Genomic DNA, 25,558 nt, shown 5'->3' with positions numbered 1-25,558 from the left:
CTATTGTATCAAATTGTACGCAAAAAGACCATGACTCTCATCATGGTCTAGATTGAAATCATCGTTAGACAATCTCGTTTCATTTCATCTAGTTCATCGCATTCGCTTTGGCAATACCATCTAATTAGCTCCAATTTAAGCCCATTTAAAAATGCTTCGCTTAAACATCCTTTTTTCACCAAATCTCTCATTTCACCTAACAACATTGAGAGTTGCGATTTGTCACTCATTGAATAAGCTAACTTCAGTGAGAATTCATACCACTCCTTTACATAGCGTTGATTTCCCCCTTCCATAATTTCTTCTTTCGATTCAAGAAAACATTGCTTAGCTTCTTCATATTGATCTAATAAAAAATAAATTTTACCCTCTAAAAGTCTAGATAATTGACGTTGGAAGAGCGTTTTTCTGATTTTAATAGCTTTTTGAACTGTAACTAAGGCTTCTTCATAATTCTGATTTAGCATTAATACCCCTCCTAAGTTATGATAAGCCATTCCCTTATAATACTCATATTTTTCCCTATTTATAAAGTCAATTATCAACTCATAAGCTTCTTGATATCTCTTCATTTTGATAAAAGCATAATATTTTAACATTAATGTTCCAGCGAGGGTCTCACTGTCCTGACACTGAATTAAAATTGATTCTATTTCTTCCAAACCTTCTGCATACTTCTCAAGTTCTAAATTTATTCAAGCCATATTATATCGTAAACGGTAGTAATAGGCAGTCATCTTATCATCTGTATACTGGGCAGCCAATGAATAGTACATTAAGGCAACTTTATAATTATCGGTTTCTTTCATATTATGACCTAATTGATGATAACAGTAGGCTAAATTACAATGGATACCATTTGCAACATGAATGGCTTTCATAAAATAATTAGTCGACACTTCATATTGTAGAATAGATTGGTAATGTTCACCCATTCCAACATTTAAACGGTATAAAAGATCACATAAATTAAATTGCTGTGCAATTTTTAATGACTCGTGATAATGCAGTGGGATTCTTTCAGTTTGACATTTTTTTGTTAAATAAGCAAAGGCTTGTTCTTCCTCTGTGTATCTAAACGTTTCTTTTGTATATAAATTTTTAATTTCCCCATTAGTTAATATATAAAATGCATCATAAATTTGATCAATCATTTCGAGTGTAGGTTGCCGTTTTTGGCTTTCAATCATACTTAAATAATGCTGACTAATCCCAAATTTAGAAAACGAAGCTTGTTTTAAAGCATATACTGTACGACATTTCTTTACTTTATCACCTATTCCTAAAAACAACTCTACCCACTCCATCTAGCGTTTATCTTACAATCCATTCTAAACTATTTTTATTTCATTATCTACTTCTTAAACTTCTATTAGCCTGGTAAGTGCTCAATTTAACTCATGAATTACAACAGCTCATAATCTTTTTTTATTCGCTTTCTATGCTCAAACAAACAATAAATGAAATAAAGTACCGTCAGCAAGATGAGGTACTCCAAAACCCATTGAAATTTAATGAAAAGTAAATTAAAGAGAATCAATAGAATGGTGATAAAACAATAAATCCCTAACATTAAACATTTAGAAAGATGTAATGCCGAGCAAGTAACAGCTTGAATGAAAAATAAAAGTAAATTTGTGAGGATAAATACAAGAGAGTATGTCCTACTCGGATACAGGGTTGGATCTTCATTTAACCATATAATAAAATGAGTAAAAATAATGAGTAAAGCACTCGGAATAGCCCCTACTATCCATCGAATCATCGCAAATCACCTACCTTTTGACTAACATTAATTGCCACTTCTACCATTCATTTTATTACATACCGATTATTAAATTAAAGAAAAAAAACATCACTGGTTATAAGCCTTTAGAGTGATGTTTTTTAGACATAATTCGATTAAATTACTTTATTTTCCTTTTTTACAGAATTATAGTATAATTTAAATAAAAAGGAGTGATTTTATTGAAAAAATTCATTTATACAAGCTTAGGCATTTTGATGATGATGCTCTTATTAACTCTATATTTTTTATCCCCCTTTCCAAAACACGATAAAATTCCTATATCCTTTCCTTCTTCTTTTTCAATTGAGCAAGAGAATTCCTTTGAAACACAAATCATAAATGAATGTTCCGCCTTCTCGATTGCTTACGTTCTTCGCCATTATCATGAAAGCCAAACAGGTCTGAATATCTATCATCAACTCAACTATAAAATTCCAGTCTCAGGATATGTTCTTCCCAAAGGAATCCTGAACTATTTTAAGGATTCTGCCTACAACATTGAAATGTTTACGGGGAGCCTTGAAACATTAAAAACACGACTAACGGCCGGAACTCCAATTATCGTCCTAATTGGAAACTCTTTAAATTGGCAGCATTATATGACACTGGTTGGATATGATGACACGACAAATGAAATGTACTTTTTTGACTCCCTTAAATCATTCGATGAAAATAATGGGCACCCTGGCAATCGGACGATAACGACGGATTATTTCCTTAAGCTTTGGAACAACGGTCTTCCGATTTTCAACCAAATTTACTTCACTATTTCTCCTCATTAAAAGGTAATCTATCGAGATTACTTTTTTTATTCCTCTAAGGATTCGAGTTCATCACGGATTTCTGTTATTTCCTGTTCAAAAGCATCATACATCATCACTTCAAAAACTCCTAGAATACTGATGCTGATTACACAAAGAATTAATGCAATTTGAATCATTAATGTGACTGTCATAGCTCTCACTACCTTTTTTTTGTATATCATTTAGTATTCCTTGCGTACCTAATCAATATACGAAAACAATAAAAAAAACCGAAGAAGTAACTTCGTCGGTTTGCCTCATTCATCCTAAATAACTGACAGATGTATAACTTGGGATCACAGTCCAAATCTGTTGACTAGCTATCACACGATACATCATATTTCCTTGCAAAGGCATGATTCCTCTCATCTCATCGGGTAGCTCTTTACGAATTGAAAACATGTAATAAGGCATCGAATTCGTGACTTGATTGCTTGGCATCGGTGGATTTGTTACATAAGCTTGTCCTAGCTTTTGAATCGTAATATCATTTGGCATATTTTGAATGGCCGGCATTTTAGGTTCCCCCCCTTGCACTTGTGAAACGGTATTTGGCTTCACAATTTGTGCTTGAGTTGGCATCGATTGAGTTACCATCGGTACCTGTTGATAATAGGGGGCACTTGCTTGAATAGGTGGTTGGTAAGTTGATACTGGGTACGCATACCCACTTTGCATTGGGTACGTACTTTGCATTGGGTATGCACTTTGCATTGGGTATGCACTTTGTGTTGGATATGGTGTCGCTGCATATGCTTGTTTGTTTCCAAAAAGACTGGCTAGTGCTACGCCGGTTAATCCTCCCACTAATAATGGTCCCACAACTCCACCTCCAAACATCTCGTCATTTTCAAAAAATCCATCTTCTTCATGACTTGAATTAAATTGACCACTTCCATAATTTGAATGATTTTGATGTTCAGGACGTCGATGGAACTGATTGGACATCAAAATCATTGGAATCACCGGTGCTAAATTTCGATAGAACATAAACTCCCCTCCTTCTTCTACTGTGTCACGTTATTATATCCAACAACGAGTTAATAGTTGAGTGCCTATGCCCTATCTTTTTAAATTTAACCTAATCGTTACTTATTTAGGTTTAATTTAAGAGGACTCATCCAGTTTTGAACGTCTGTCATCGGATAAACTCGAAATGCTTGTTTAAAAGGCTCACTTAATTCTTGATGCGAGCAAGACTGTTGCATGACGTTTTTCAATAGAAGTACTTGTGCTAAAGTCAGTTCTTCCCATTCCATCTCATTAAACTGATCTTTCTTCACCAAAAGAGCGAGTTCGTTAATCATAAAAGCTTCTGATATTAGCTTTAAAGTCGAATTTGTTGCCTCATAGAAAACTTGAACCAAACATAATAGTGAAACATTAATTCGACTAATAATCCACTGTCCCTCATATTGATCTTTAAAAAAGGCAGATTGACGAAGGGGAATCTCTTTAAGGAGTTGAGATTCCGTTAAAAAAATCGTATTTAATGATTGAATCACTAAGTCCTTTCGTGGAAAGTAATCATTTAATAACGTTAGGGATGCCACTTTAAAAGCTGTATTAATTAATCCAATGGATTCATCTGCTCGAAGCCAATGACTGATGATATCTTGAAATAATAAGGTTTGATCAAGCAAGGCCTCTTTTAATACCTCTGGACATCTCCAAATCATACCTGGATGATATCTATCAAATAACCAGTCTTTTGTTGATGGGGTTTCATCCGGCATAAAATCGATCCTTCCAATTAAATACTCAAACTCATTCATTCGGTTAATCACCAGTCCATGTTCAGATAGTTCCTTGGCATCTGGACAATAACAAATAACACCAAATTCAAAGAGATCGAGTGGGGTTTTTGAATCAATTATAATCATAGTCAGTCATCCTTTCTTCGTTCTTTTAGTGTAGTGATATTTGACTTGATTTTATACCGTAAAATGATGATATTTCAAAAAGTCATCTTGACTCCATTGAAAAAGGTTTAGCCCACTCCTGGACTAAACCTTTTCTTTTGCATAGATAAATGCTTCACTTACCGTTTTAAAAACGGCTTCTGCTTGCTTCTTAAGATCATCAACGGCTTCAATCATGGTTAAGCCATGATAGGCCTCAATCATCGGTAAATCATTAAAACTATCACCAATACAATAAATCGCATCTGTTTCAATTCGATGACGCTTAGCCACCTCAAAAACCCCACTTGCTTTTGATAAGTTTTTGGCACAAATATCGACATGTAGTAAATTGGCATAGGCCACTACTTCATGACCAAACGTTTCATTAATAATCTTGGCAAATTGAATAGCCTCTTCATGACTGTTCGTTTTCACTGCAATCTGGGCCACTGGTTGCTCAAGTGCCTGTGTTAACGTTAAGTTAAACAAACGATGTGTCCATTTCAAAATCTTAAATAGGTAGTATTCCCTTTTAAATAAATGAAACGTCGTATAATAATGGCCATTTAATCCATCTGTGACCATATATTGTGTTATTTTTTTTTCTTGAATAAGCTCAACAATTTGTTTAGCTATTTCATTTTTTATCGTCTGACGAAAGACAACTTGTCCATCACTTGAGACAATAACTGCTCCATTTAAACCCACGATATAATCATACACTAGACCATGTATTTTCTGTTCAATTTTCATTAATGAAATCGGTCGACCGGTCGCGAAAATAAATAAATTCCCCATCTCTTGCCACTCTTTAGTTGCTTTAATATTTTCCTTTAATTGTTGACGTCCAAGCTTTGTATGTTTACAATACGTCCCATCGTAATCTGATGCAAATAACTTCATCTAAAAACACCTAACTTTCTAATTAATATCTTAAAATATTTTCACTAAAAAAACAATTCATCTCCCTTAATTTACTGATTTCACTTCATCAATCAATAATCATATCTATCGGTTTTATGTCATTTCGATTTTGCTTATCAAGTCAAAAAAACTTAACCCTCAAAAGGGCTGAGTAAACTAAAAAGGCTATCTCAAATCGAGATAGCTATCTTTAATAACTTTTCAAGTGAATCATAAAGTAAATCCACGAATCTATCGCGATCATGATTCATGGCTTTATACGTCATTCCCTCCTATTCAAATCCAGCACTTTCAAAAACCGTCATCACATCGTCTCTTATATATAATATTGTGCTTGTGCTTGATACATTTCTTGATATAAGCCTCCTTCTTTCATCAGATCATCATGTGTTCCAAGTTCAACAATCTGTCCATCCTTAAAAACTGCAATTCGATCGCAAAATAAACAACTCGATAAACGATGAGAAATATAAATCGTTGTTTTAGCTCCCACTAATTCATTAAAACGGTGATAAATATCATACTCAGTCATCGGATCAAGAGCAGATGTCGGTTCATCTAAAATGACAATCGGGGAATTTTTGTATATTGCCCGGGAAATCGCAATTTTTTGACTTTGTCCACCTGAAAATTCGACACCATCTTCTTCAAATGTTTTATAAATAGGCGTTTCGATTCCTTTTGGAAGATTAGCCAAATCTTTTTCAAATCCCGCTTCTCTTAATACTTCAATAATCGTTTCATCTTTCTCCACTTGATTAAACACAATGTTATCTTTAACCGAGAAAGCGAACAATTTAAAATCTTGGAAAACGACAGACATTAAAGCTAAATACTCTTTTAAATCATACTCTAAAATATTAACCCCATTTAAATAAATGGCTCCTTCTGTTGGTTCATACAAACGCGTTAATAATTTAATAAAGGTTGTTTTCCCCGCACCATTGAGTCCAACAATGGATAATTTCTCACCTGGCAGAATCGTCACATTAACGTTATTTAGCACATTAACTTCACTTTTTGGATATTTAAATGACACATTTTTAAACTCAAGTGTCAGATTATCCATCGGTACATCTGTCTCTTTCCCACTTAAAACACTTGGTTTTAATGCATCAAATTCTATATACGATTCCATGTATCGACACATTTGAGATAGCTCCATGTAGGTATTTAAAATTTGTGATAAACACTGACCAAACTGTGTTGCAGCTGAGGCATACATCGTAAAATCACCCAGTCCAATCGATTTAACAATGACTTTATATACCATATAAAGATACACGAACACTATCTGAATCTGCATCATCACTTCACTATAAGCTGCATATCTCCCAAGCACTTCATATAAATCAGTAAAGACCGTTAACGTCGTGTGATTATAATCCTCAATACGATCCATGATTAAATCGTCCATTTTATATAAACGAATCTCTTTTCCATAACTAAAATCGCTCGTTAAGTTTCCAAAATAACTAAACTTACGATTAACTGGAATCAAGAGTTGATAAAATTTAAACATCACTTGTTGTGCCTTCTTATTAATGAACGCTGATAAAATTGCCATTAAAAACAAAAATAGAATCATCAACGGATTTAACATCGAAATCATGGCAATCAATCCAATCATCGTTAAGATGGTTGAAAATAACGTCATCGAATATTCCATGACCCGATACATTGCCCCCTGATTATGAATCGGAAATAACGCACGCTCTTTCAAATCTAGAATCTTTGGATCCTCAATCATTTGAAAATCAAGGCTCATGATTTTTTCACCCACCATCGCGTCAAATCCATTTAACAACTCCTCATTTTTAATCTCCACCTTCGTTTTCAAACAACGCGATGTCACATTTAACACCAAATTTCCAAGCACCACGATTCCAACCAACCAGATAAAAACCTCAATCCTTCTAGAACCGGTCAACTCATCAATGACTAGCTTCATCATCACCAAATTCAAAAATGGCATCAAGGCCGTCACAATAGATGAGGTGATGACAATGGGAAGATAGGTCTTTGAAATCTGATAGGCCAATCGAAATAAAAAGAAAATCACGTTCAAATCTTTCATCAAGGGTTCTATTAATTTGCGCATGCTGCCATCTCCTCTACTGACTCTAACTGATAATACTGTGCTTGAATATTAAACATTTCCGCATAACGCCCCTTTTTCGCTAACAGTTCCTCATGAGTACCATACTCTAAAATCTCCCCATTTTCAAAAAAAGCAATCGTATCACAAAAACGTGTACTTGATAATCGGTGAGAAATATAAATGGCAGTCTTATCTCCAATCAAGGCATCAAAGTTTTGATAAATTTCATACTCTGCTAACGGATCAAGCGCTGAAGTGGGTTCATCTAAAATGACAATGTCTCCATTTTTATAGAGTGCCCGCGCTAATGCTAATTTTTGATTTTGACCTCCCGATAACTCAATTCCCTCTTCTTCAAGACCTTTTAACATCGGCGTCTCAATGCCATGCTTTAAGGATGCAATTTTATCTTTAATCCCTGCCTGCTCTAAACATTCCATCACTCTTGCACGGTCAAGGACATCACGATTTTGAATCGCTACATTTTCACCAACCGTAAACGCCAACACTTTAATATCTTGAAACACGACTGAGAATAAGTCGAAATACTTGGCGCGGTCCAAATTTTTAACATTAATCCCGTCTAATAATATTTCACCATCTGTTGGTTCATATAAACGAGTTATTAATTTAACCAACGTTGTTTTTCCTGCTCCGTTTATGCCAACAATGGCCAAGCGTTCTCCTGCCTTAATTTTAAACGATAAATCTTTAAAGATATAACGTTCACTGTTTGGATATTTAAAACTCACCTTTTTAAACTCAATCGTATACGGTTTAAGCAACGGAATAGGGGTTGGTTCTTCTAATGGTAGCTCATCTTGAATCTCTAAAAAAGTTCTAAAATGATTGACATACAATAATTGCAAACGAAGATGAGCTAAATCTTCCATTACGCTTTGCAAGGTCGTCGTGAAATGACTAATACTCGTAAAATACATGGAGAAACTTCCAAGGCTTAATCCCTTTGCTAAGACACAATAAATTAAATAGGCGTACACAATTCCTTCTCGAATTAAAATCAAGATTGCATCCACTAAACTCACGCCCAAATAACGCTTTTGAATTTTTTTCGTTAACTGTAAGTGTTCTCCTTTTATCCCTCTAAATTTTTCACAAAGCCAAATCCCTAATTGATAAATGCGAATCTCTTTTCCAAATTTAAAATCTGACATCGTATTATACAAATAGCTCGACCGGCGATTTAACGCTGCATTTTCATCTTTTTTAGAGAATTCATATTTTTTCGCTCTAGATGTTAAATAGTAAACAAACAGCATATTCAAAAATAAGTATAAAAGAACCCATGGACTGAGCATAAATAATAAACTCATATATGTCAGTAACGACACTAAACTCCCCGATACCTCAAACAACTTATGAAAAACCCCTTCAATTCCCACATGATTTGAAGAAACAGCTTGCCCGGCATTTTCTAAATCATCCAATGTTTTGGGATCTTCTGTATATCTAAAATCCATCTTCATAGCTTTACGTTGCATCTGATTTATAAACTTAAAACGCAGTAAAATGAGACGGGGCATATATAAATTTTTAATGAATGTAACAAGGGCATTAACCATTACCCCACCGAGCAAAAAGAATCCTAAAATACAAGCTAACACTATCACATTCATTTCTGTCGTCAACTCATCAATCAGCCACTTAATCGAAAACAAACTGATAAAGGGTTGCACGGCTGTTAATAATGTAAATAAACCATAATAAACAAATAATAACTTATCCCATTTCCAAGCGTGTGAAATCAAATACTTTAAATGATTTAAATCCCTTCGATTAACATCCTTTGATGATTTCTCATTCATGATTAATGCCTCCCCTAGTTAAATCCTCATTTTTCTATCCATCGTTAACAAAATAGCCCCTAAAACTTCATATTCTTTCGATAAACAAACCTTCTTGTTTAAAAATTTCTCTAAAGTTCGAGGACTATTAAACGTCTTTTACGCCTCATCTATCACCTGATACTTCATAAAATCCATTCTCTCCCCCTACCACTTATGATCTAAAGCCTAATTACGCATCATCCCTTAACAAACTTATTCATTTCTTTCGAAAATTAGACGAATCATGGGAAAATATAAAAAATTCAAACATATACTGATAGAGAAAGATGATATTCACCTAAAGGGAGATTGATAAAGATGGCTAATGTGAAATATAACGAAAACACGTATTATGTTCCAAATGACAAGTTTTTAATTGCTGTTTTAGATCATGCCACCATTCACAAAGATCCTTCAAACACCTCAAAAATGATGGTTTGTGCAAAGGTTGGGCAAGTCTATTCTGTTTCGTCCGTTGTCAATGACATGTATCGAATTAAACCGGGGTGGATTAGTAAAGAATTTTGTGAGGTGTTAGTTGCAGCAACGAATGAAGTCATCACATTAGAAGACCCATTTGTTGTTAAAGTCATCAGTAATATCCCAGTTTTAACCGAAGCATCTCCTGATGCTCATGCGACAACCGTCCTCCGTCCAGGTGATTTACGTCGTGTCATTGGAGAGTCAGAAGATTTCTACCAATTAGAAACAGGTGATTTCATTACTAAACGAGGATGTCGACGTTACTAAATTTGTTTTAAACTGAAGCTATTGAATATAATCAATAGCTTTTTTTATTTTCCCTTAACTCCCCGCCCCTAAAAAACCATTTATTACCATATAGAAAAATTATTTTTAAAGCCGACCTAGAAGGTCGACTTTAATCTTAACTAGCAACAGAAAAATCGTCGTCTTTTTTAAGTGTATATAACTGATAAAATGCACCTTTTTGAGTTAATAAATGATTAAAACTTCCAGATTCAACAATCTGACCTTGATCCATCACGATGATTTCATCATAATCTGATAAAATTTCCTCACTTAACTTATGAGTAATGGTAATGACTGTTAACTCATCGATTGCAAGCAACGTCTTTTCAATATCATACGCCGTCTGTAAATCAAGTGCTGAGGTTCCCTCATCCAACATTAAAATAGGCATCTCCTGAATTAAGGCGCGCGCAATCGCCACACGTTGCTTTTGCCCTCCTGATAAATTCTTCCCATTTTCACCAACAGCAGTTTTTAAAGCCTCAGGTAACAGCTTGATAAATTTTGTTACACCACTTTGAGTTAAAGCACGTTTTATTTGAATATCTGCAAAGGTTTGATCTAAGAAAATATTATCTGCAATCGTTTTATCAAATAAATAAATATTTTGATGAATCATAGAAGCGAGTTCTGTCATCGATAATGGGATTGGATTCTTAACATCTTGACCATCCACCAAAATCTGACCTTCATAATCACGGTAATATCCCATCATTAATTTAATCAGCGTCGATTTCCCACAACCACTTTCACCGACAATCGCATACTTTTTATTTTTTGAAAACGTATAAGAAATACCATTTAAAACCGGTGTTTCTTCATAAGCAAAATGCACATTCTCTAATCTAATTGATTCCTTAAATTCTGATAATGCTACTTCGTTAGATTCACGTTTTCCTACCTCAATCAGCGCCATGATTTTTTCATTCACACCGCTCATTCCTTTAATTTGAGTCACTTTCTGCATAATCCACATAATCGGACCTTGAATTCCATTCCCCAGTTGAACGACCGCAAATAAATTTCCGACTGTCATTTGCCCAAGAAGGACAAAGTATCCCGCAATCGCCATTCCAGCAATTTGTGTACCAATGGCAAAAATCATCGAAACAGCTTGAGCCACCCCTTTTAGATGTGTACTCTTAAATTTTGCATCCTCTAACTCATCATTCACAACGTTAAATTCATGGGTGACGGATGGAATCATTCGATAAGACTTCACGACTTCATAGCCTTGAAAAATATCTTTAATCTTTGAGGTAAACATCCCTTGCTTATCCGATACTTTATTTTGTCTTTTCTCAAGCACCTTCCCAAAAAGCGATGGCACAATCATTAATAAAGCGGCCATCAAAAACATCGCAAGTGTCACCCAGGGATTAATCCAGAGTAAAACAGCCGTGGTCCCTACAAAAATCACCACATCTCCAATCATCATTAAAAACGGTGTAATGTAATTGGCCTCAATCAAATTCATATCATTCGTCAAATTTGATAAATAATCAGCCGTATTACTCTTATTAAAATCTTCATAGTCTTTTGCTAAAATCCCTTTAAACACATCACGTTTTAGCGCAATCAACGTTTTTTTCAAATAAATCGCCTGAGTCGCACTTGTTAAATAGTCAACCAGTCCCATCAGTGAAAAATAAACCGCCGCGAAGAGAATAGCCTTCACAAAACCATTCATGTCCCCGCCCACTACATAATCAATCAATTGTTGAATTAAAAGCGCAATATAGACTTGCATCGCTGCCCCAATACAACGAACTAAAACTGTTGTAACCAGTAAAAATTTGTGTTTAAACATGTACTGTCTCATAAACAGTCCCCCCCGATATTTTAAAATTTATTGCAAACTCGCTAACTTAATCTGACTTAGTTCCTTCGCCACTGCAATTTCTAACACAATTCGATCCTGCTCATCAATCAGCAACATCTCCTTATCAATCGCACCAATAACAAACGGCAGGCCTAAATGCCGCATCAAAAAAAGACTTGATTTTTCCTGTGTTAACTTCATAAAATGCTGATTTAAAAAAGCTTGAATCATTTTTCCTTCATCAAATGTAATAACCCCTGATGCCACATAATCTTGTAAAATTTTTAACATCAACACCTCTTTTAAATCTGATAAATTAGCTGAAGCCCCTGTCATACTTTGATACAACTGCATTGCCTGCTGTGACACAATCTTCTTATTTATTAACTCCGAACTATCAAATGTTGGTTCCGCTACATGGGGTGAGAAAATTTCTGACAACTCATCTAACGACACTGTATCCTTAAGTTCAAGAATCCGTTCAATTCGCTCAAGAATTTCTTTTCTTGGGAAAAATGTTTCTTGTCCGGTTGAAACAGACTTCTTAATAAACCATTCTTCAGGAATTAAGTTTTTACGCTTCCATCTGTACAGTTGTCCATATGAAATATTCGTTAACTGCAATAATTCTTTTTTAGAGATTAAAGATTCTTCCATACTCATCACCTAATTTCTATCTTGTTGTTTAATCTTTGCTGTAGGATGTGTTGTTAAATCAGTTGAATACTCCACATAATCAACCGTACACTCCGCTCCAATCATCACCTTATCACCGTGAACCTTTTTCGCTTTCGTATACGTCAGATTTATCTCATCACCTTCAATTTGATTCACCGTCAACGTCTTACGAACTCGTTTTTTCTTAGACGGACTCACCGTTAACTTCGTTGCCCCAATACTTTCACAGCGACAATGTTCATTTAACACAATATGAATTTCTTCACCATTAATTAACTTCGCATTATGAATCGCACCATAAATATTTAAATACTCACCCTCAAGTTCACCTCGTGTTCGAATCTCACCTTGTGACATTAAGGTATGAACCTTTATCGTTCCATCCCCATCAAGTGATCCATAGCTCGTCAAACGTTCACCTTTTAATGTCCCATTGACCACGCAAGCTCCCATACTTTGAATACTTTCAATCACACTTGATTCATTAAGTGTCGCCATCCCACGAATCTTTAACAACTTAATTGCAACACTTCCTTCAAACGTCGTATCACCATAAATTGCAACCGTCTGACACGTCACATGCCCTTTAAACTCACAATCCCCCATGACCTTAATCAAATTGGCCTCAACACGTCCCTCAAACGTCGCATCACCATAAACTTTAATACTGTTAGCTATAAGATCTGTTGTAATCAATCCATCACCATAAATACGAACCTTATCAAAGGTTCCTCCACCAACGGTTGCATCACCATATATCTTTAAATGCTCCGCCATCTTTCAAACCTCCTTAAATTTGTTTTTGACGCTTAACTTTCGAAGTCGGATGGATATCAATCTCTCCTCGGTACTCCACTTCCTCAATCATACAATGAGGTCCAATCACCACCTGATCGCCACATACCTTTTTAACATGACCATACTCTAAATAAATCTCATCAGCCTCCATCAGATTTGCCTCTAACGCCACTTTCTTTATTTTAAACATCGTAAAGATATTCCATGATTTAGATTTTTTCGTTAATTTTCTAACCTCAATCTTTCCGGCTCCAATTTCCATTACACTTGATGGTTCATGCAATAACAAGGTTACCTTTTCTGCATTCATCACACCTAATACTTTAAACTTTCCTTCGATTCGAATGTCTTCAGCATTTATTTCTTCATCTGCACTTAAATACCCTTCCACCTGTAACACTTCACCATCAACTGTTCCATGACAGGTACAAGATCCCACTACCGACATCTCTTTTGTCTTAATGCCCTGAAGCGTCATAGCTCCTGCTCCGTTAAACGTTAAACAAGAAATGTGACCTAAAGCCTTGCACGTTCCTGCCGTATGAAAATTCTCACAGTCGATATCTCCTGTAATTTTATGAGCACCTTCTAACATAACCTCTTTAAAAACACCACCGCCACTACTTCCTGCACCATTCATTTTTAAACTTCTCATCATTTTTTACCTCCTATACCATTACTTGATGATGAACAACTGACGATTCATCAATACTCAAACTGCCACTATACTCAATCTCATCAATCACACAATTAGGTCCAATGATGATATCATGCCCACTAATTTTTGAAATTTTTGCATATTCTACGCTGATTGTATCCGCCTCAATTAACTCTCCACTTACTTTTTTAAGTGGCGATAATCCTCCCATCAGCGTATTTAAAAGTGACCCAACCATCTGGGTCATGCCACTCTCCATCGATGAACGCATGATTTCAACTTCTGTTGCCCCAATTTCTTTAAATGTTGAACCACTCATTGCCTCAAGCCTAACGCTCTCACCACTTAGTAATCCTTCACAACTGACATGGCCGGCTACTTTAATCTGTTCCACTTCGATCCCTCCTGATACGTTCAACCAACCACTTACTGTTAACTCTTGTGCTTGAAGTAACTCTTGAACATTCATTGAACCTGAGATAAAAACCTCATCAGCTTTCATCGACTTAGCACGCACACGTCCCGACACTTTTACTTTCTCACCGCTTATCTGTTCAAATGATTCCAATATTCCCGATACAATGATTTCTTTTGCCGTAACAGATTTCTCAAAACAAGCTTTTCCACTCACTTTAATTTCTTCTTGGCAACTTAGAGCTCCAGTTGATAATACCTTCCCACTACTATAAAACTGATTGGTTAGCAAATTTCCTTCTAGGTTTGCTTTGCCGCTCGTTTGAAAAGTATCGCAGTTTAAATCCCCACTAAACGTGCCACTACCAGAAATATGAACTTTCTTATAATCTCCACCTACTAAATGAAGCTTTGAACTTATATTTAAATTTTGTTTTTTATGGTCCATTTTAATCATCCTTTGAATAGGGTTTGTTTCATCATACTATTAATATAGCATAACATTGTTTCGTTGTGAATACTTTAACGTAACAATGTTTTATTATTTCTATTTTAAACGAAACAACCCCATAAAAAAAACAGGTTATCCCTGTTTTATCCATTCAGATTTTAAGATGGCATACTCGTAGGTATCTAACCAAATCGGCTTTCCTTCTTCATCCTTCTTAAAGTACACATTTTGTAACAATGTCCCCTCATAACGCATCCCAATTCGTTCTAACAACTTCCAAGATGGTTCATTTAATGGACTACACATCGCAACAATTCGTCTAGCACCTAAATGAGTAAAAGCATAATTCATTAACGCTTTGACACTTTCTGTTGCGTAACCTTTACGTTGATACTGACGATTAAAAACAAACCCTACTTCCCATGTTTGAAATGCTCCTTCAATTAACGTTAAATTCCCAATGACTGTTCCATCTGCTTTCAAACAAACTGCAAAAAAACAATCGTCATTTACTCGTTTGAGCGTCTCTTGTTTGGCTTGCTCTTCAGTATAAACCTCATAAGGCTCAAATTGAACAACTTCCTCATCACGCAAGTATTCATACAAATCCTGCCAATCTTCTTTCGTAAATCTCCTAATGATTAATCGCTCTGTTTGTAACATTTAAATCAACTCCTTCTTTATTAAATGCTATACCTAAGCCACCATTTGTAGAACCAGTCTTTTGTTTTAAATAATCGTCATAAAAAAGATTGAGTCTTTAGAAAACTCAATCTTTTTTAATCTTACTTATTACGACTCATTAAATTAATTCTTTAATGGCATCTTCTAATTATTCTCGTTTCATTATCGGTGTAAAACGCACCACAACATTTCCTACACGATCCACTAGTAACCATTTAGTATCCCCTGTTACCGTTTCAAATCCTGTTGAAAAAATTTAGCCTATAAACCATTTGACGCTTCATCTAATTTTTCCTTACTTTAATAATTTTTGAATATCTGCTTCAATCTTTGAAGGTTTTACCGTTGGGGCATATCGTCTAATGACACGACCATTTTGATCAATTAAAAACTTCGTAAAATTCCACTTAATCTCTGAGCTAAACAGTCCTTTTGCTTCCTTTTTTAAAAATCGATAAAGTGGATGTGCTCCTTCCCCATTCACTTCTATTTTTTCAAACATTGTAAAACTCACGCCATAATTCAGTTGGCAAAACTCATGAATCTCTTTATTACTTCCTGAATCTTGTTTTGCAAATTGATTACATGGAAAGCCAAGTACTTCAAACCCTTGAGGTTTATAATCTTGATAAAGAGCTTCTAATTCTTTAAATTGAGGTGTTAATCCACACTTACTCGCTGTATTGACAATCAATACCACTTTTCCTTGATATTCATCCATTCGAACCATTTGTCCATTCATTTTCTTCGCTTCTAAATGATAAAAATTCATTTTCATTCCTTCTTTCTAATTTTATCAAATTTAATTTTATACAATTAATTTAGAAAAAATTAAAGTTAAATCCGTGATTTAACTCAATTTCTTTAATAAAGATTCCAGTGATGATTTCAAGCTAGCGTACTCTTCTACCTCGCCACCAACACGACAGAATAATTGATTTGGAATATCTACCATTTCATCTTTTAACACACGCCCATCTTCGGTTAATTCCACAATCACGACACGGTCATCTTGTGGATCACGATATTTGATGACTAATTTCATCGCTTCTAATTTTTTAATGAGCGGCGTTAACGTACCTGAATCTAAATGCAAAGCCTGTCCTAAATCCTTAAATGAGATAGCTTCCTTTTCCCATAAAACAAGCAATGTAATATATTGCGTATACGTTAAGCCAAACGCATCTAAAAATGGTTTATATAACTTAATGACTTCACGAGATGTCGCATATAAAGCAAAGCACAACTGATTCTCTAATTTTAATGCTTCATATTTGTTCATCATTTCACCTCATATGATTTTATGAAATTTAATTGTATAAAATCAATATTATAGTCATTGTAATTCATTTTTTATCTACTGTCAATCAAAACATAAAAGATGTCATCTCTTCCTCTTAAGAGATGACATCTTACATTTCACTGATTAATTCGATAATCCGCTCTTTCATCGCATAATCCAATTTAAATAATCTCACATAATCTAAAAACTCTTTTTCAATCGTCTTAATTCCCTCCCCGTACATTTCCTTAAATCGTTTATTAACCGTTGATTCATTTAATCGATAAAATGATAAATATTTATCCATTCCGTATGTCATAATGAGATATTGCGTAAAAGCACCGACGACAGGATACGTTAAATAAGGGGGATAATCATAAAAATACTCGTCTTTCATCAAACGTTGTAATGAAACATACTGGTCATTCTCTAACCAATAAAGAACCCACTCAAAATTATGAACACCAAACCATTTCTTATTAAAAAACATCGCTAACCCTTCTCGAATGGCCACTGCATTTGGTCGATTAATTAAATTAGCTAACAACAACACATCTTGATGAAAGCCAATCGCTTTTTGTTTCCGACTATAGACTGCATAAATCTCAAATGGATCACGAAAAAAACTACTACACGGAACATAATCACCATAATACATTCCAACCTCATCTAAACTATCACATAAAAAATAATGAATTTTCTCTTCCAACTCAAGTCTTAAAACCTGTAACACATACTTCAGGCAATGCTCTTGATACTCCATAATCTCTTCAATATCCTTCTGCGCCAAACTGCCCGCATGTACATGAAACACATAATGATCACTTTCGTTCACTAACCACTTCATCATTTTCACCTCCTTTTTACGAGATTTAAACGCTTACTTTTTATTATCGTCATTATATTGCTAAAATATCCATTCTAAGCCATAATTTTTATTATTTCTCAAAATTTTTACTTCTAATGAATCTCATCATCTCCTACTAAACTTTCTTACTATAGCTTATGACAGCTCGTCATACTTCGTTTATTTTTTTAGACGTTTTCTTCAAAAAAATATCTTTTCTTTCAATACTTCCAATTGTCAGGTGCCCTTTTAACCGCTATAATTAAATTCGTTATGAAAGGGGGCAATTATGAAACCTCTAGGCATTCTATTTTTAATCTGTGAGCTATCCCTACTCAGTGCTTGTTCTACCCCTGTACCCGAACTTGTCTTACTCAACACCCCAGGCATGCCACTGAAACTCACGCAGATTGAATTCCCAACTGAGGAACCCCAATCTACCTCAGTTTCCCTACAAAATCCTAGTCAAATGACTCTTCCAAACAAAGAAGAAGAATTCGACTCTCCTCTTTTATCAGATGAAGAAAAACCATCAAATAATGAGGACAATCCTTCAACACATTCCATCCAACCCTCCCTTGAATCTCCTAATCAAAATACCCCTTCACTTTATTTAGAAAACGGAGTGGGACGTGCCTATTATGAAACACTACCCTATCTAAATTCTAATGATGTCATCACCCTTAATAATGGTGAAACAGATTATGCAACCGTTCAATTTGATCATTATGAAATTATTGATGACCATCAAAAAAGTGGACGTAAAGGCATTGCCTTTTACTACAAAGAAACTAATATTAGTGATCAGGAAATTCACGTTGGATTAGCAGGACGCGTGTTAGATCCAGTTGTCAATACAAGTGTTTTCTATGGAGAAGATGAACTTAAACTGATGCCTGCAGATGAACTAAACCTAAAATTTGCAGATGAAGATTATCTTCAAACACAGCATGTCGAGTTCACTCAACAACAAGCAAAGGTAGAAGCTTGTTCTACCCCTAATACGCTAGAGCCAGGAAAAAGTCGTCTGTGCTATAACCATTATAGCTATGCTGGGAAGGGAGAATATCTCATCAATCAAGCGCTAGATAACACTTATAGTAACTATCAAAGCTTTTTGATTGAAGTAAAATAAGGCCACCCTAACGGTGACCTTATTTTTTTTCGCCAAATTATAACAAAGTTATGGAATTTTATTATTAATATTGTAAATTTAACCTTAATCATCTATCAATATGCTATAATTTCATATCATAGAATTGAAAGGGATTACCAACATGAAAAAAATACTACTCTTAAGTTTACTATTCTTAACTGCCTGTCATCAAAAACAAAATGTCATGGAAGATGCACAACCACAGCCGGAAATCATAGAAGAATCCCCAACAAAAATTGAAACAGCCGAAGAAAATATTGCGATTGAAGAGGAAGAAGAACCATCCGTTAATACACTGATAGATAGTAGTGATTATATCGTAAATGAAGCACAACTCTATCTTGAAAATGGATTATCACGCCATGACTACGAAACACTCCCTCACTTAACTATCGGTGATCAAATCACCATTCAAAATGACGACCAAATCCTTGGATTGGTCTCATTTGACAAAGCTGAAATTGTCGATGATGAACTTGGAAGTTCAAAAAAAGGGTTAGTACTATGGTTTACCGAAACAAATACAACCAATGAGACACTTGAAGTTGGGCTATATGGGCAACATCCTCTAACTCTAATGACTGTCTTTAAAGATGATCAAGAACTTAAACCACTTTCAACGACTCCTTACATCATGGGGGTTGAGAACAACGATTATTTAGCAAACTATCACGTTGAATACAACAATGAAAAAGTACTTCCATGTTCTGAAAACACTAAATTATTGCCAGGTGAAAGCCGCATGTGTTACCAAATTTACAGCTATGCAGGAAAAGGAGAATATTTAATTAACCAAGCAACTGATTTAACCTATGAAAACTGGAAAAGCTATCTTTTAACAATTGAATAAAAAGGGCCCTAGGCCTTTTTTTATTTATTGCATTGACCGAAATTGAGGATATTTTATAAGAAGGAATGACCATTTCTATCTTTAACTCTACGGAGCGTCGATTGAACATATCTATTGTCGTCTTTATAATAAAGTCATCAGCTAAGAGAAGGAGATGATTTCCCTATGAAATTTATTATCTTTAATGGTAGCCCTGCAGGAGCTAATAGTCACACGAATGTAATAGCAGAAGCTTTTTTACGTGGTGCTAAACGAGGCGGTGCAGATACTGAAAATATATTCCTCATTGACAAAAAAATCGGTCACTGTAAAGGTTGCTTTACCTGTTGGTTTAAAACTCCAGGAAAATGTATACTGCAAGATGATATGGAAGCATTACTTCCAAAATATAAGGTTGCTGATGTTGTCTGCTTTGCAACTCCAATTTATACTTGGAATATGACAGCTGTACTAAAAAACTTTGTCGACCGTCTTATCCCATTGAAAAGTCCATTAATCGTTCAGCAAAATGAAAATTTTGACCTTGTCGATACCGTACAAAAAACACAACAATTCGTTGTCATCTCAAATTCTGGTTTCCCTGGAAACAATAATTTTGAAACAATGAAAGCTGTTTTTTCTCCCTGTCATCCTGTTTTAGAAATTTACAGGAACTGTGGCAAACTGTTAAAAAGTAAAGATATCCACATTAAGCCAATCGTTGATGAATACTTGGCTGCTGTAGAACTAGCAGGATTTGAAATGGCAACACAAAGAGCTATAACGAAAGAGACGAAGTTAAAACTAGATATGCCTCTGATGACAATTAATGACTACCTTAAGTATCTTGGGATGTAATGAGTCACTTTTTAAAATTAATATCAAAAAAATTAAATTCATAAAAGATCATATACTCTAATCAATTAACACTATCTAGTATTTAGGGTATTATCTAAAAAACAAGACTCTTTTCATTAGAGGGGTTCATTTTTACTAGATTAATTAGGACGTACGATCTCTAAAGCTTTATTAATCCCTTAACAGTAATTGATGATGCTAAAGTTTTTGATCCCCCTTAAAAAATGGCCATAAAGGTTTTTCCTTTTACTCTATTCATTTAAAAGCGATATCCTTTTAGATATCGCTTTTTACTATTCAACGTCTAACCAAATTAAATCCATTTCATTTAATGTAACACGATGCTTCACTTCTCCACGCACATAAATTTGTGCCTCTTGAACCTCAAAGCTATTATTGTATACCGCTAGCTTTTTCACTTCAGGGAAGTAAGTACACTCCACTTCACAGCTATCCACATAATAAGTCATTAGTTCTGATTCTTGATGAGCCGCATAATAAATCGCACGTTGTAAAAGTCTTGCATTTTGAGCGCTATAAGGTAACCCTGCGATGTAAACGCCACGTCCGCGTCCATACTCATTGACTGATAATAAAATATCATTTTGATCCATCGCTAAAATCGTCGTATGTTCACCTTTTTTAAATACGCCCCTCATCCCACGACCAAAATCAATCTCCGTCTTTATATCCTCAAGAATGAAATGTTCCTTTGTTAACTCATGATACTTACGATAGCTAAGTCCATACGTAATATCTTTATCAACTCCGAGTACATCGAACAATTGGAAGTACTTCCCTTGATGTTGAATAGCTGTTGGTTCTCCAATTCCGATAAATCCACCCCCATTATAAACCCACTCACGAATCGTTGTAATCACTGTTTCATCTAACCAATTTTCACCACCACTCCAAGCCGTCATCGCATCTCCAGAGTTAATCATAATCCCGATCTCCTCAGAAATTCCATTCTGCTTAATATCCTCAAAATTAATAAACTCCACGTCAAACGTCATCCCCGACAATGCCTCAAGTACTCCAACATACGAATAAATCTCTTTATACCAAAGCGCATGCGCGACTTGATTTGTTTGCCAAGAACGAAGTTTACCAAAGCAATTTAAAATCGCCACTTTAAAGGGAGCCTTATATCCTTTCGTACCTTGCACCATTTCATGAAACGTATGAAACTCATTTGAAATTCGCTCCACCACGTCAACAAACTCAGGGAACTGTAAAGCCAGTGACAGATACCCACCATATCCAATCCGATCAAGAGAGCTTTGCATAATGGCACGTCGTCCTTGGATCCAGTTTTCCTTCGCTTCAGTAACAGGATCCCCCTCTTCACAAAATACATCAGGGAAGAAATAAGGTAAGAAACGTCCTTCTGTATACTTGACGCCTGGAATATCAGAAATCATACGAAGTGTGGTTCCATTTCCAACTGATCCAACCACTGAATCAATGCCTATCGCTTCAAAATATTTTCCATAAGGCTCTGTTCCAATCCAGTTATCACCTAAAAACATCATGGCTTCTTTTTTATGATCATGCGTCATATCCACGAGGACCTTCGCCTCACGACACACAAACTCCGATTGAAAATCTAAAAAGTCTAAAAACTCTTTAGTTGGAATTCGGAATGGATTATTAAAATATCCTTCATCTACGACATATTCAGCTTTTAAGGGATATCCTTTAGCTTTTTCAAATGCTTGAATGGCTTCGTGGCTAAGTGTTGAACTATAACCGAACCAATCCACAAACTTTTCTTTTTTCATTTCATTATAAATGAGTGTAAAATGATAGAAAAACGTTGTAAACCGAACCACATCTACTTCAGGATGCTCGCTTAACCACTCATTTAAATAGCCTTTAATATGGGAATTCGTCAGAGGATGTCTCATATCATACGGCATTTCATGCTCACGATCCCCCCAATCATTCGTTAAATGATTGTACATTTGAGTTGGATCCCAAATTTGATACATTAAGAAGTTAACCGTGTACTCATGATAAAGAATAGCATCAACTAATACAACAACTTCTTTTTCATCATCATAAAACCACTTCTCATGACCGACTTCCTTACCCGTTGTTCGGTCAATGACTTGCCAATAACGATGATAATCTTTGGGATTGACTTTAAATTGTTCTTTAAAAATTCCTTTCATCAGATCAATGATTAAATACTTATGAAAAGCAATCGTTGGTTCACTCATCATATAAAGTTGTTGTAATTCTTCTTTGTGATCTTTTGCCCACTGTTGGTCATTACGTGTTGTTAAGTACGTTTTATACACTTTTAAACCAAGTTCTAAAATACGATCATCTAGTTTTGTTCCATCTGAATCTCGAATCGCATCGGCATGCCAACGCGTCATCACCTCTCTTAATCTTTCATATTCTACGTTATCAATTGGTAATGTAAATCCTGACATTTAAATTCCCCTTTCTTATCCTTTAATTCCACCGACATTAACACCTTCAGTTAATTTTTCATTTAAAATCGCATAGATAATCACAATTGGAATTAATACAATGACCATCCCCGCAAATAAAGCTCCCCAGTCTGTTGAGAATCGTTGAACTTCCATTAAATTTTGAAGCCCAATTGGTAACGTCTTTTTGGCGTCATCTAAAATAAACGTAAATGCCATCGGGAACTCGTTCCAATAAGCCATAAAGTTAAAAATAACAATTGTGACGATTCCTGGTTGAATGAGTGGCATAATCACTTTCGTCATGATTTGGAAACGATTGGCTCCATCCATCACTGCTGCTTCTTCATAACTTCTTGACACACCTCGAATAAAGCTTGATAACAAGAAAATCGTAAATGGCAAACTTGAAGTCGCATAAATAAGGGCTAAAACGACTAAGTTATCAAGTAAATTTAAATCTTTTAATAATGAGAATAATGGAACTAACACATACGTTGCTTGAATAAATAAACCAGCGCTAAATACAAACATTATGAATTTTGAAGCAAAGAATCGATAGCGTGACAAACAGTAAGCAGCCGGTACGGCTAAGCAAAGTGAGAATAAAACCCCCATGACACTCACCAAAATGGAGTTAAAAAAATACGACCCCATGTTGGCGGTTGACCAAGCATTCGCATAATTTTCAATATGGAGTGACGCTGGAAGCGCCCAAACATCCCCGAAAAATTCCTGTGTCGTTTTAAACGATTGAACAATAGTCCATCCGAGTGGAATAATAATTAAAATTGACACCAACCATAAAATCAATCGAAGTACTGTTCCCGATAAAAACTTTTTCATCGTTACACCTCCCCTTAAAATTCAATCGCATCTTTATCTGTTAATTTTTGAATCATGAATGACAACGTAATCGCTAAAATAAACACCACCACTGCAATCGCCATCGCATAACCGTAATTCGCATTCGAGAACGCCTGTGAATACATGTAAGTCAGTGGAACTTGTGAGGCATTATTCGGTCCACCACTTGTCATTACCGTCACAAATGTGAACGTTAAGTTAAATGCCCCTGTAATAAAGAACACTAAGGTGACACGTAAGATTTGCCAAAGTAAAGGAAGCGTGATTTTGAAAAATTGGACGCGTTTGCTAGCACCATCAATATCAGCCGCTTCATATAAATCGACTGGAATTTGATTAATCCCTGCAATATACATCACCATGTAATAACCCGTGGCTTGCCAAACCATCGTCGCAACTAAGCACCACAGTACGGTGCTCTTTTGTCCAAGCCACGTCTGCTTTAAGACCTCAAATCCCACCACATCTAAAAATCCATTAAGTAATCCTAAATTATAGTCGTATAAATAAAGGAATAACACCCCAATCACAACCATTGATAAAATATTAGGAAAGAAAATAATCATTTTAAAAAACTTCTGCTCAAACTGATGAAGTCTTCCCTGAGTTAACATTACTGCAAATAACATGGCGAGCACCATTGTCATTAATGGGAAGAATACCAGTACAAACACCATGTTTTTCATAGCAGTGAGAAAGATTGGATCCGCAAATAACGTTTGAAAATTTTTTAGCCCGATAAACGTTGCTTCCCCCCCGAGTCCACTATATTGATAAAAAGACATCATAAATCCTTTTGCCATCGGATATAAAATAAATAAACTAAATAACAACACAGCAGGTAAAACACAAACCGCAATAAACAACCGATCTTTCCCTTTACGGCTCATCCCTTTTTCTTTTTGTGTCCCCCCAACTTTCATTGCTTTTGATTTTTTTAAAGCCTCCAAGACACTCCCATCCCTTCTTAATCTTGATTTATAATACACCCCTATTTTAACAAGCAATGTAAGCGATTAAAATTTATTATATTGACGTTCATATGGACAAATTTGTCCCCACTAAAAAAAGTGACTTCATGGTGAAGTCACTTTTACGATTCTTAAATTTTTTATTGTTTTTTATAAACTCTACGTTCACGCTTAAACAACCGAACCAATTTTAATAAATATAGGATAAATCCAACTGACACGAAGTTGAGCAGTAAGTGATTGCCAAGATTCATCATCAGCGTGATCGTTAATAAAACCCCCGCTACAATGTATGCATTACAAATTGTTTTGACATATAGAATAAAATCTTCATAATCTGTCTGTAACTTAAATGCTTTTTCATCCTGATGTTTTTTCACGCAAACGAACTTCCCCAATCGAGTACTTGCCAAGATTCAAGTTTTTAGTGAAAACCTTCATGCCTAGTCCCTCTAAAAATGCTTCATACTCTTTTAACTCAGCGAACGACTTATCTGCTACAAAGTCTACCTCCTAACAGACAGCTCCTCGTTGACAGGCTTCAAATTTATAACCCCAACGACTCGTCTTAACTAATTTCCATCCTTCTTCTGCCATTTTATTCAACCAATCTTCTTGTGGTTCAAACGGATTCAACAAGATTTTATATACTTTTTTACT

The 25,558-nt window shown here is 35.2% G+C and carries 27 protein-coding genes; 5 read left to right on the top strand and 22 right to left on the bottom strand.

The window, feature by feature from the left end; translation table 11 throughout:
- Window positions 1–47: 47 nt before the first annotated feature.
- The gene (locus HLK68_RS14600; protein ID WP_331251157.1) at window positions 48–497 is read right to left on the bottom strand and encodes a tetratricopeptide repeat protein; all 450 of its coding nucleotides are present in this window, start codon (window positions 495–497) and stop codon (window positions 48–50) included.
- 198 nt (window positions 498–695) lie between these two features.
- A complete protein-coding gene (locus tag HLK68_RS14595) occupies window positions 696–1,292 on the bottom strand; it encodes a helix-turn-helix domain-containing protein (RefSeq protein WP_238843574.1) in 597 nt (198 codons plus the stop codon).
- A 676-nt stretch (window positions 1,293–1,968) separates the two neighbouring features.
- Between HLK68_RS14595 and HLK68_RS10290 the strand changes: the two genes are divergently transcribed.
- On the top strand, window positions 1,969–2,571 hold the full coding sequence (locus HLK68_RS10290; protein ID WP_006783589.1) for a C39 family peptidase: 603 nt from the start codon (window positions 1,969–1,971) through the stop codon (window positions 2,569–2,571).
- Between the two features lie 26 nt (window positions 2,572–2,597).
- Here the strand turns inward: HLK68_RS10290 and HLK68_RS10285 are convergent, their stop codons facing one another.
- The 6 genes from HLK68_RS10285 to HLK68_RS10260 all read right to left on the bottom strand — a co-directional run bounded on the left by HLK68_RS10285 (window position 2,598) and on the right by HLK68_RS10260 (window position 9,347).
- Complete coding sequence (locus HLK68_RS10285; protein WP_006783588.1) at window positions 2,598–2,744, bottom strand: hypothetical protein; 147 nt, start codon at window positions 2,742–2,744, stop codon at window positions 2,598–2,600.
- Between the two features lie 109 nt (window positions 2,745–2,853).
- Window positions 2,854–3,582 (bottom strand): hypothetical protein, encoded by a 729-nt coding sequence (locus HLK68_RS10280; protein ID WP_006783587.1) that lies wholly within the window; start codon window positions 3,580–3,582, stop codon window positions 2,854–2,856.
- A 98-nt stretch (window positions 3,583–3,680) separates the two neighbouring features.
- Complete coding sequence (locus HLK68_RS10275; RefSeq protein WP_006783586.1) at window positions 3,681–4,475, bottom strand: hypothetical protein; 795 nt, start codon at window positions 4,473–4,475, stop codon at window positions 3,681–3,683.
- Between the two features lie 123 nt (window positions 4,476–4,598).
- Window positions 4,599–5,399 carry an HAD-IIB family hydrolase gene (locus tag HLK68_RS10270; RefSeq protein WP_009606790.1) on the bottom strand — a complete coding sequence of 267 codons (801 nt, stop codon included), beginning with the start codon at window positions 5,397–5,399 and terminating at the stop codon, window positions 4,599–4,601.
- 337 nt (window positions 5,400–5,736) lie between these two features.
- On the bottom strand, window positions 5,737–7,521 hold the full coding sequence (locus HLK68_RS10265) for an ABC transporter ATP-binding protein (RefSeq protein WP_006783583.1): 1,785 nt from the start codon (window positions 7,519–7,521) through the stop codon (window positions 5,737–5,739).
- Complete coding sequence (locus tag HLK68_RS10260) at window positions 7,509–9,347, bottom strand: ABC transporter ATP-binding protein (protein ID WP_006783582.1); 1,839 nt, start codon at window positions 9,345–9,347, stop codon at window positions 7,509–7,511. The genes HLK68_RS10265 and HLK68_RS10260 overlap by 13 nt, the downstream gene beginning before the upstream one ends.
- A gap of 339 nt (window positions 9,348–9,686) precedes the next feature.
- Between HLK68_RS10260 and HLK68_RS10255 the strand changes: the two genes are divergently transcribed.
- Window positions 9,687–10,118 carry a hypothetical protein gene (locus HLK68_RS10255; RefSeq protein ID WP_006783581.1) on the top strand — a complete coding sequence of 144 codons (432 nt, stop codon included), beginning with the start codon at window positions 9,687–9,689 and terminating at the stop codon, window positions 10,116–10,118.
- A gap of 136 nt (window positions 10,119–10,254) precedes the next feature.
- Here the strand turns inward: HLK68_RS10255 and HLK68_RS10250 are convergent, their stop codons facing one another.
- The 9 genes from HLK68_RS10250 to HLK68_RS10210 form a co-directional block, all read right to left on the bottom strand.
- The gene (locus HLK68_RS10250) at window positions 10,255–11,961 is read right to left on the bottom strand and encodes an ABC transporter ATP-binding protein (RefSeq protein ID WP_006783580.1); all 1,707 of its coding nucleotides are present in this window, start codon (window positions 11,959–11,961) and stop codon (window positions 10,255–10,257) included.
- Window positions 11,962–11,988: 27 nt separating this feature from the next.
- Entirely contained in the window at window positions 11,989–12,618 is a 630-nt protein-coding gene (locus HLK68_RS10245) for a DUF4004 family protein (RefSeq protein ID WP_006783579.1), read from the bottom strand.
- Window positions 12,619–12,627: 9 nt separating this feature from the next.
- Window positions 12,628–13,416 (bottom strand): polymer-forming cytoskeletal protein, encoded by a 789-nt coding sequence (locus HLK68_RS10240; RefSeq protein WP_006783578.1) that lies wholly within the window; start codon window positions 13,414–13,416, stop codon window positions 12,628–12,630.
- A 13-nt stretch (window positions 13,417–13,429) separates the two neighbouring features.
- A complete protein-coding gene (locus tag HLK68_RS10235; protein WP_229040220.1) occupies window positions 13,430–14,092 on the bottom strand; it encodes a hypothetical protein in 663 nt (220 codons plus the stop codon).
- A 13-nt stretch (window positions 14,093–14,105) separates the two neighbouring features.
- Entirely contained in the window at window positions 14,106–14,957 is an 852-nt protein-coding gene (locus tag HLK68_RS10230; RefSeq protein WP_006783576.1) for a hypothetical protein, read from the bottom strand.
- A gap of 135 nt (window positions 14,958–15,092) precedes the next feature.
- Entirely contained in the window at window positions 15,093–15,623 is a 531-nt protein-coding gene (locus HLK68_RS10225) for a GNAT family N-acetyltransferase (RefSeq protein ID WP_006783575.1), read from the bottom strand.
- A gap of 316 nt (window positions 15,624–15,939) precedes the next feature.
- A complete protein-coding gene (locus tag HLK68_RS10220; RefSeq protein WP_006783574.1) occupies window positions 15,940–16,416 on the bottom strand; it encodes a glutathione peroxidase in 477 nt (158 codons plus the stop codon).
- A gap of 78 nt (window positions 16,417–16,494) precedes the next feature.
- Window positions 16,495–16,926 carry a MarR family winged helix-turn-helix transcriptional regulator gene (locus HLK68_RS10215; protein WP_006783573.1) on the bottom strand — a complete coding sequence of 144 codons (432 nt, stop codon included), beginning with the start codon at window positions 16,924–16,926 and terminating at the stop codon, window positions 16,495–16,497.
- Between the two features lie 130 nt (window positions 16,927–17,056).
- Complete coding sequence (locus HLK68_RS10210) at window positions 17,057–17,773, bottom strand: hypothetical protein (protein WP_230321554.1); 717 nt, start codon at window positions 17,771–17,773, stop codon at window positions 17,057–17,059.
- Window positions 17,774–18,062: 289 nt separating this feature from the next.
- Here HLK68_RS10210 and HLK68_RS10205 point away from each other — a divergent pair, with 289 nt between their 5' ends.
- The 3 genes from HLK68_RS10205 (at window position 18,063) to HLK68_RS10195 (ending at window position 20,616) form a co-directional block, all read left to right on the top strand.
- Window positions 18,063–18,908 (top strand): hypothetical protein, encoded by an 846-nt coding sequence (locus HLK68_RS10205; RefSeq protein WP_006783571.1) that lies wholly within the window; start codon window positions 18,063–18,065, stop codon window positions 18,906–18,908.
- A gap of 142 nt (window positions 18,909–19,050) precedes the next feature.
- Entirely contained in the window at window positions 19,051–19,779 is a 729-nt protein-coding gene (locus HLK68_RS10200; protein WP_006783570.1) for a hypothetical protein, read from the top strand.
- 165 nt (window positions 19,780–19,944) lie between these two features.
- On the top strand, window positions 19,945–20,616 hold the full coding sequence (locus HLK68_RS10195) for a flavodoxin family protein (RefSeq protein ID WP_006783569.1): 672 nt from the start codon (window positions 19,945–19,947) through the stop codon (window positions 20,614–20,616).
- A gap of 293 nt (window positions 20,617–20,909) precedes the next feature.
- Here HLK68_RS10195 and gnpA read toward each other — a convergent pair whose 3' ends face one another.
- The 5 genes from gnpA to HLK68_RS10170 all read right to left on the bottom strand — a co-directional run bounded on the left by gnpA (window position 20,910) and on the right by HLK68_RS10170 (window position 25,537).
- On the bottom strand, window positions 20,910–23,060 hold the full coding sequence (gene gnpA, locus HLK68_RS10190) for a 1,3-beta-galactosyl-N-acetylhexosamine phosphorylase (protein ID WP_132942656.1): 2,151 nt from the start codon (window positions 23,058–23,060) through the stop codon (window positions 20,910–20,912).
- A gap of 15 nt (window positions 23,061–23,075) precedes the next feature.
- Window positions 23,076–23,906, bottom strand: coding sequence for a carbohydrate ABC transporter permease (locus HLK68_RS10185; RefSeq protein ID WP_009606802.1), 831 nt, complete (start codon window positions 23,904–23,906; stop codon window positions 23,076–23,078).
- Window positions 23,907–23,920: 14 nt separating this feature from the next.
- Window positions 23,921–24,877, bottom strand: coding sequence for a carbohydrate ABC transporter permease (locus HLK68_RS10180; RefSeq protein ID WP_006783566.1), 957 nt, complete (start codon window positions 24,875–24,877; stop codon window positions 23,921–23,923).
- Between the two features lie 161 nt (window positions 24,878–25,038).
- On the bottom strand, window positions 25,039–25,278 hold the full coding sequence (locus HLK68_RS10175) for a hypothetical protein (protein ID WP_132942657.1): 240 nt from the start codon (window positions 25,276–25,278) through the stop codon (window positions 25,039–25,041).
- Between the two features lie 133 nt (window positions 25,279–25,411).
- Window positions 25,412–25,537 carry a DUF2812 domain-containing protein gene (locus HLK68_RS10170; protein WP_129821420.1) on the bottom strand — a complete coding sequence of 42 codons (126 nt, stop codon included), beginning with the start codon at window positions 25,535–25,537 and terminating at the stop codon, window positions 25,412–25,414.
- Window positions 25,538–25,558 lie beyond the last annotated feature (21 nt).

Source organism: Turicibacter sanguinis (assembly GCF_013046825.1).
Lineage (GTDB): Bacteria > Bacillota_I > Bacilli_A > MOL361 > Turicibacteraceae > Turicibacter > Turicibacter sanguinis.
The sequence above is the reverse complement of the archived record's forward strand: the minus strand, read 5'-3'. Positions and strand labels throughout refer to the sequence as shown.

Bases quoted from the DNA above. Each gene is read 5' to 3' on its own strand.
- HLK68_RS14600 (WP_331251157.1), bottom strand. From the start codon at position 497: ATGGCTTATCATAACTTAGGAGGGGTATTAATGCTAAATCAGAATTAT.
- HLK68_RS10285 (WP_006783588.1), bottom strand. From the start codon at position 2,744: ATGACAGTCACATTAATGATTCAAATTGCATTAATTCTTTGTGTAATC.
- HLK68_RS10280 (WP_006783587.1), bottom strand. From the start codon at position 3,582: ATGTTCTATCGAAATTTAGCACCGGTGATTCCAATGATTTTGATGTCC.
- HLK68_RS10275 (WP_006783586.1), bottom strand. From the start codon at position 4,475: ATGATTATAATTGATTCAAAAACCCCACTCGATCTCTTTGAATTTGGT.
- HLK68_RS10270 (WP_009606790.1), bottom strand. From the start codon at position 5,399: ATGAAGTTATTTGCATCAGATTACGATGGGACGTATTGTAAACATACA.
- HLK68_RS10265 (WP_006783583.1), bottom strand. From the start codon at position 7,521: ATGCGCAAATTAATAGAACCCTTGATGAAAGATTTGAACGTGATTTTC.
- HLK68_RS10260 (WP_006783582.1), bottom strand. From the start codon at position 9,347: ATGAATGAGAAATCATCAAAGGATGTTAATCGAAGGGATTTAAATCAT.
- HLK68_RS10255 (WP_006783581.1), top strand. From the start codon at position 9,687: ATGGCTAATGTGAAATATAACGAAAACACGTATTATGTTCCAAATGAC.
- HLK68_RS10250 (WP_006783580.1), bottom strand. From the start codon at position 11,961: ATGAGACAGTACATGTTTAAACACAAATTTTTACTGGTTACAACAGTT.
- HLK68_RS10245 (WP_006783579.1), bottom strand. From the start codon at position 12,618: ATGGAAGAATCTTTAATCTCTAAAAAAGAATTATTGCAGTTAACGAAT.
- HLK68_RS10240 (WP_006783578.1), bottom strand. From the start codon at position 13,416: ATGGCGGAGCATTTAAAGATATATGGTGATGCAACCGTTGGTGGAGGA.
- HLK68_RS10235 (WP_229040220.1), bottom strand. From the start codon at position 14,092: ATGAGAAGTTTAAAAATGAATGGTGCAGGAAGTAGTGGCGGTGGTGTT.
- HLK68_RS10230 (WP_006783576.1), bottom strand. From the start codon at position 14,957: ATGGACCATAAAAAACAAAATTTAAATATAAGTTCAAAGCTTCATTTA.
- HLK68_RS10225 (WP_006783575.1), bottom strand. From the start codon at position 15,623: ATGTTACAAACAGAGCGATTAATCATTAGGAGATTTACGAAAGAAGAT.
- HLK68_RS10220 (WP_006783574.1), bottom strand. From the start codon at position 16,416: ATGAATTTTTATCATTTAGAAGCGAAGAAAATGAATGGACAAATGGTT.
- HLK68_RS10215 (WP_006783573.1), bottom strand. From the start codon at position 16,926: ATGAACAAATATGAAGCATTAAAATTAGAGAATCAGTTGTGCTTTGCT.
- HLK68_RS10210 (WP_230321554.1), bottom strand. From the start codon at position 17,773: ATGAAGTGGTTAGTGAACGAAAGTGATCATTATGTGTTTCATGTACAT.
- HLK68_RS10205 (WP_006783571.1), top strand. From the start codon at position 18,063: ATGAAACCTCTAGGCATTCTATTTTTAATCTGTGAGCTATCCCTACTC.
- HLK68_RS10200 (WP_006783570.1), top strand. From the start codon at position 19,051: ATGAAAAAAATACTACTCTTAAGTTTACTATTCTTAACTGCCTGTCAT.
- HLK68_RS10195 (WP_006783569.1), top strand. From the start codon at position 19,945: ATGAAATTTATTATCTTTAATGGTAGCCCTGCAGGAGCTAATAGTCAC.
- gnpA (WP_132942656.1), bottom strand. From the start codon at position 23,060: ATGTCAGGATTTACATTACCAATTGATAACGTAGAATATGAAAGATTA.
- HLK68_RS10185 (WP_009606802.1), bottom strand. From the start codon at position 23,906: ATGAAAAAGTTTTTATCGGGAACAGTACTTCGATTGATTTTATGGTTG.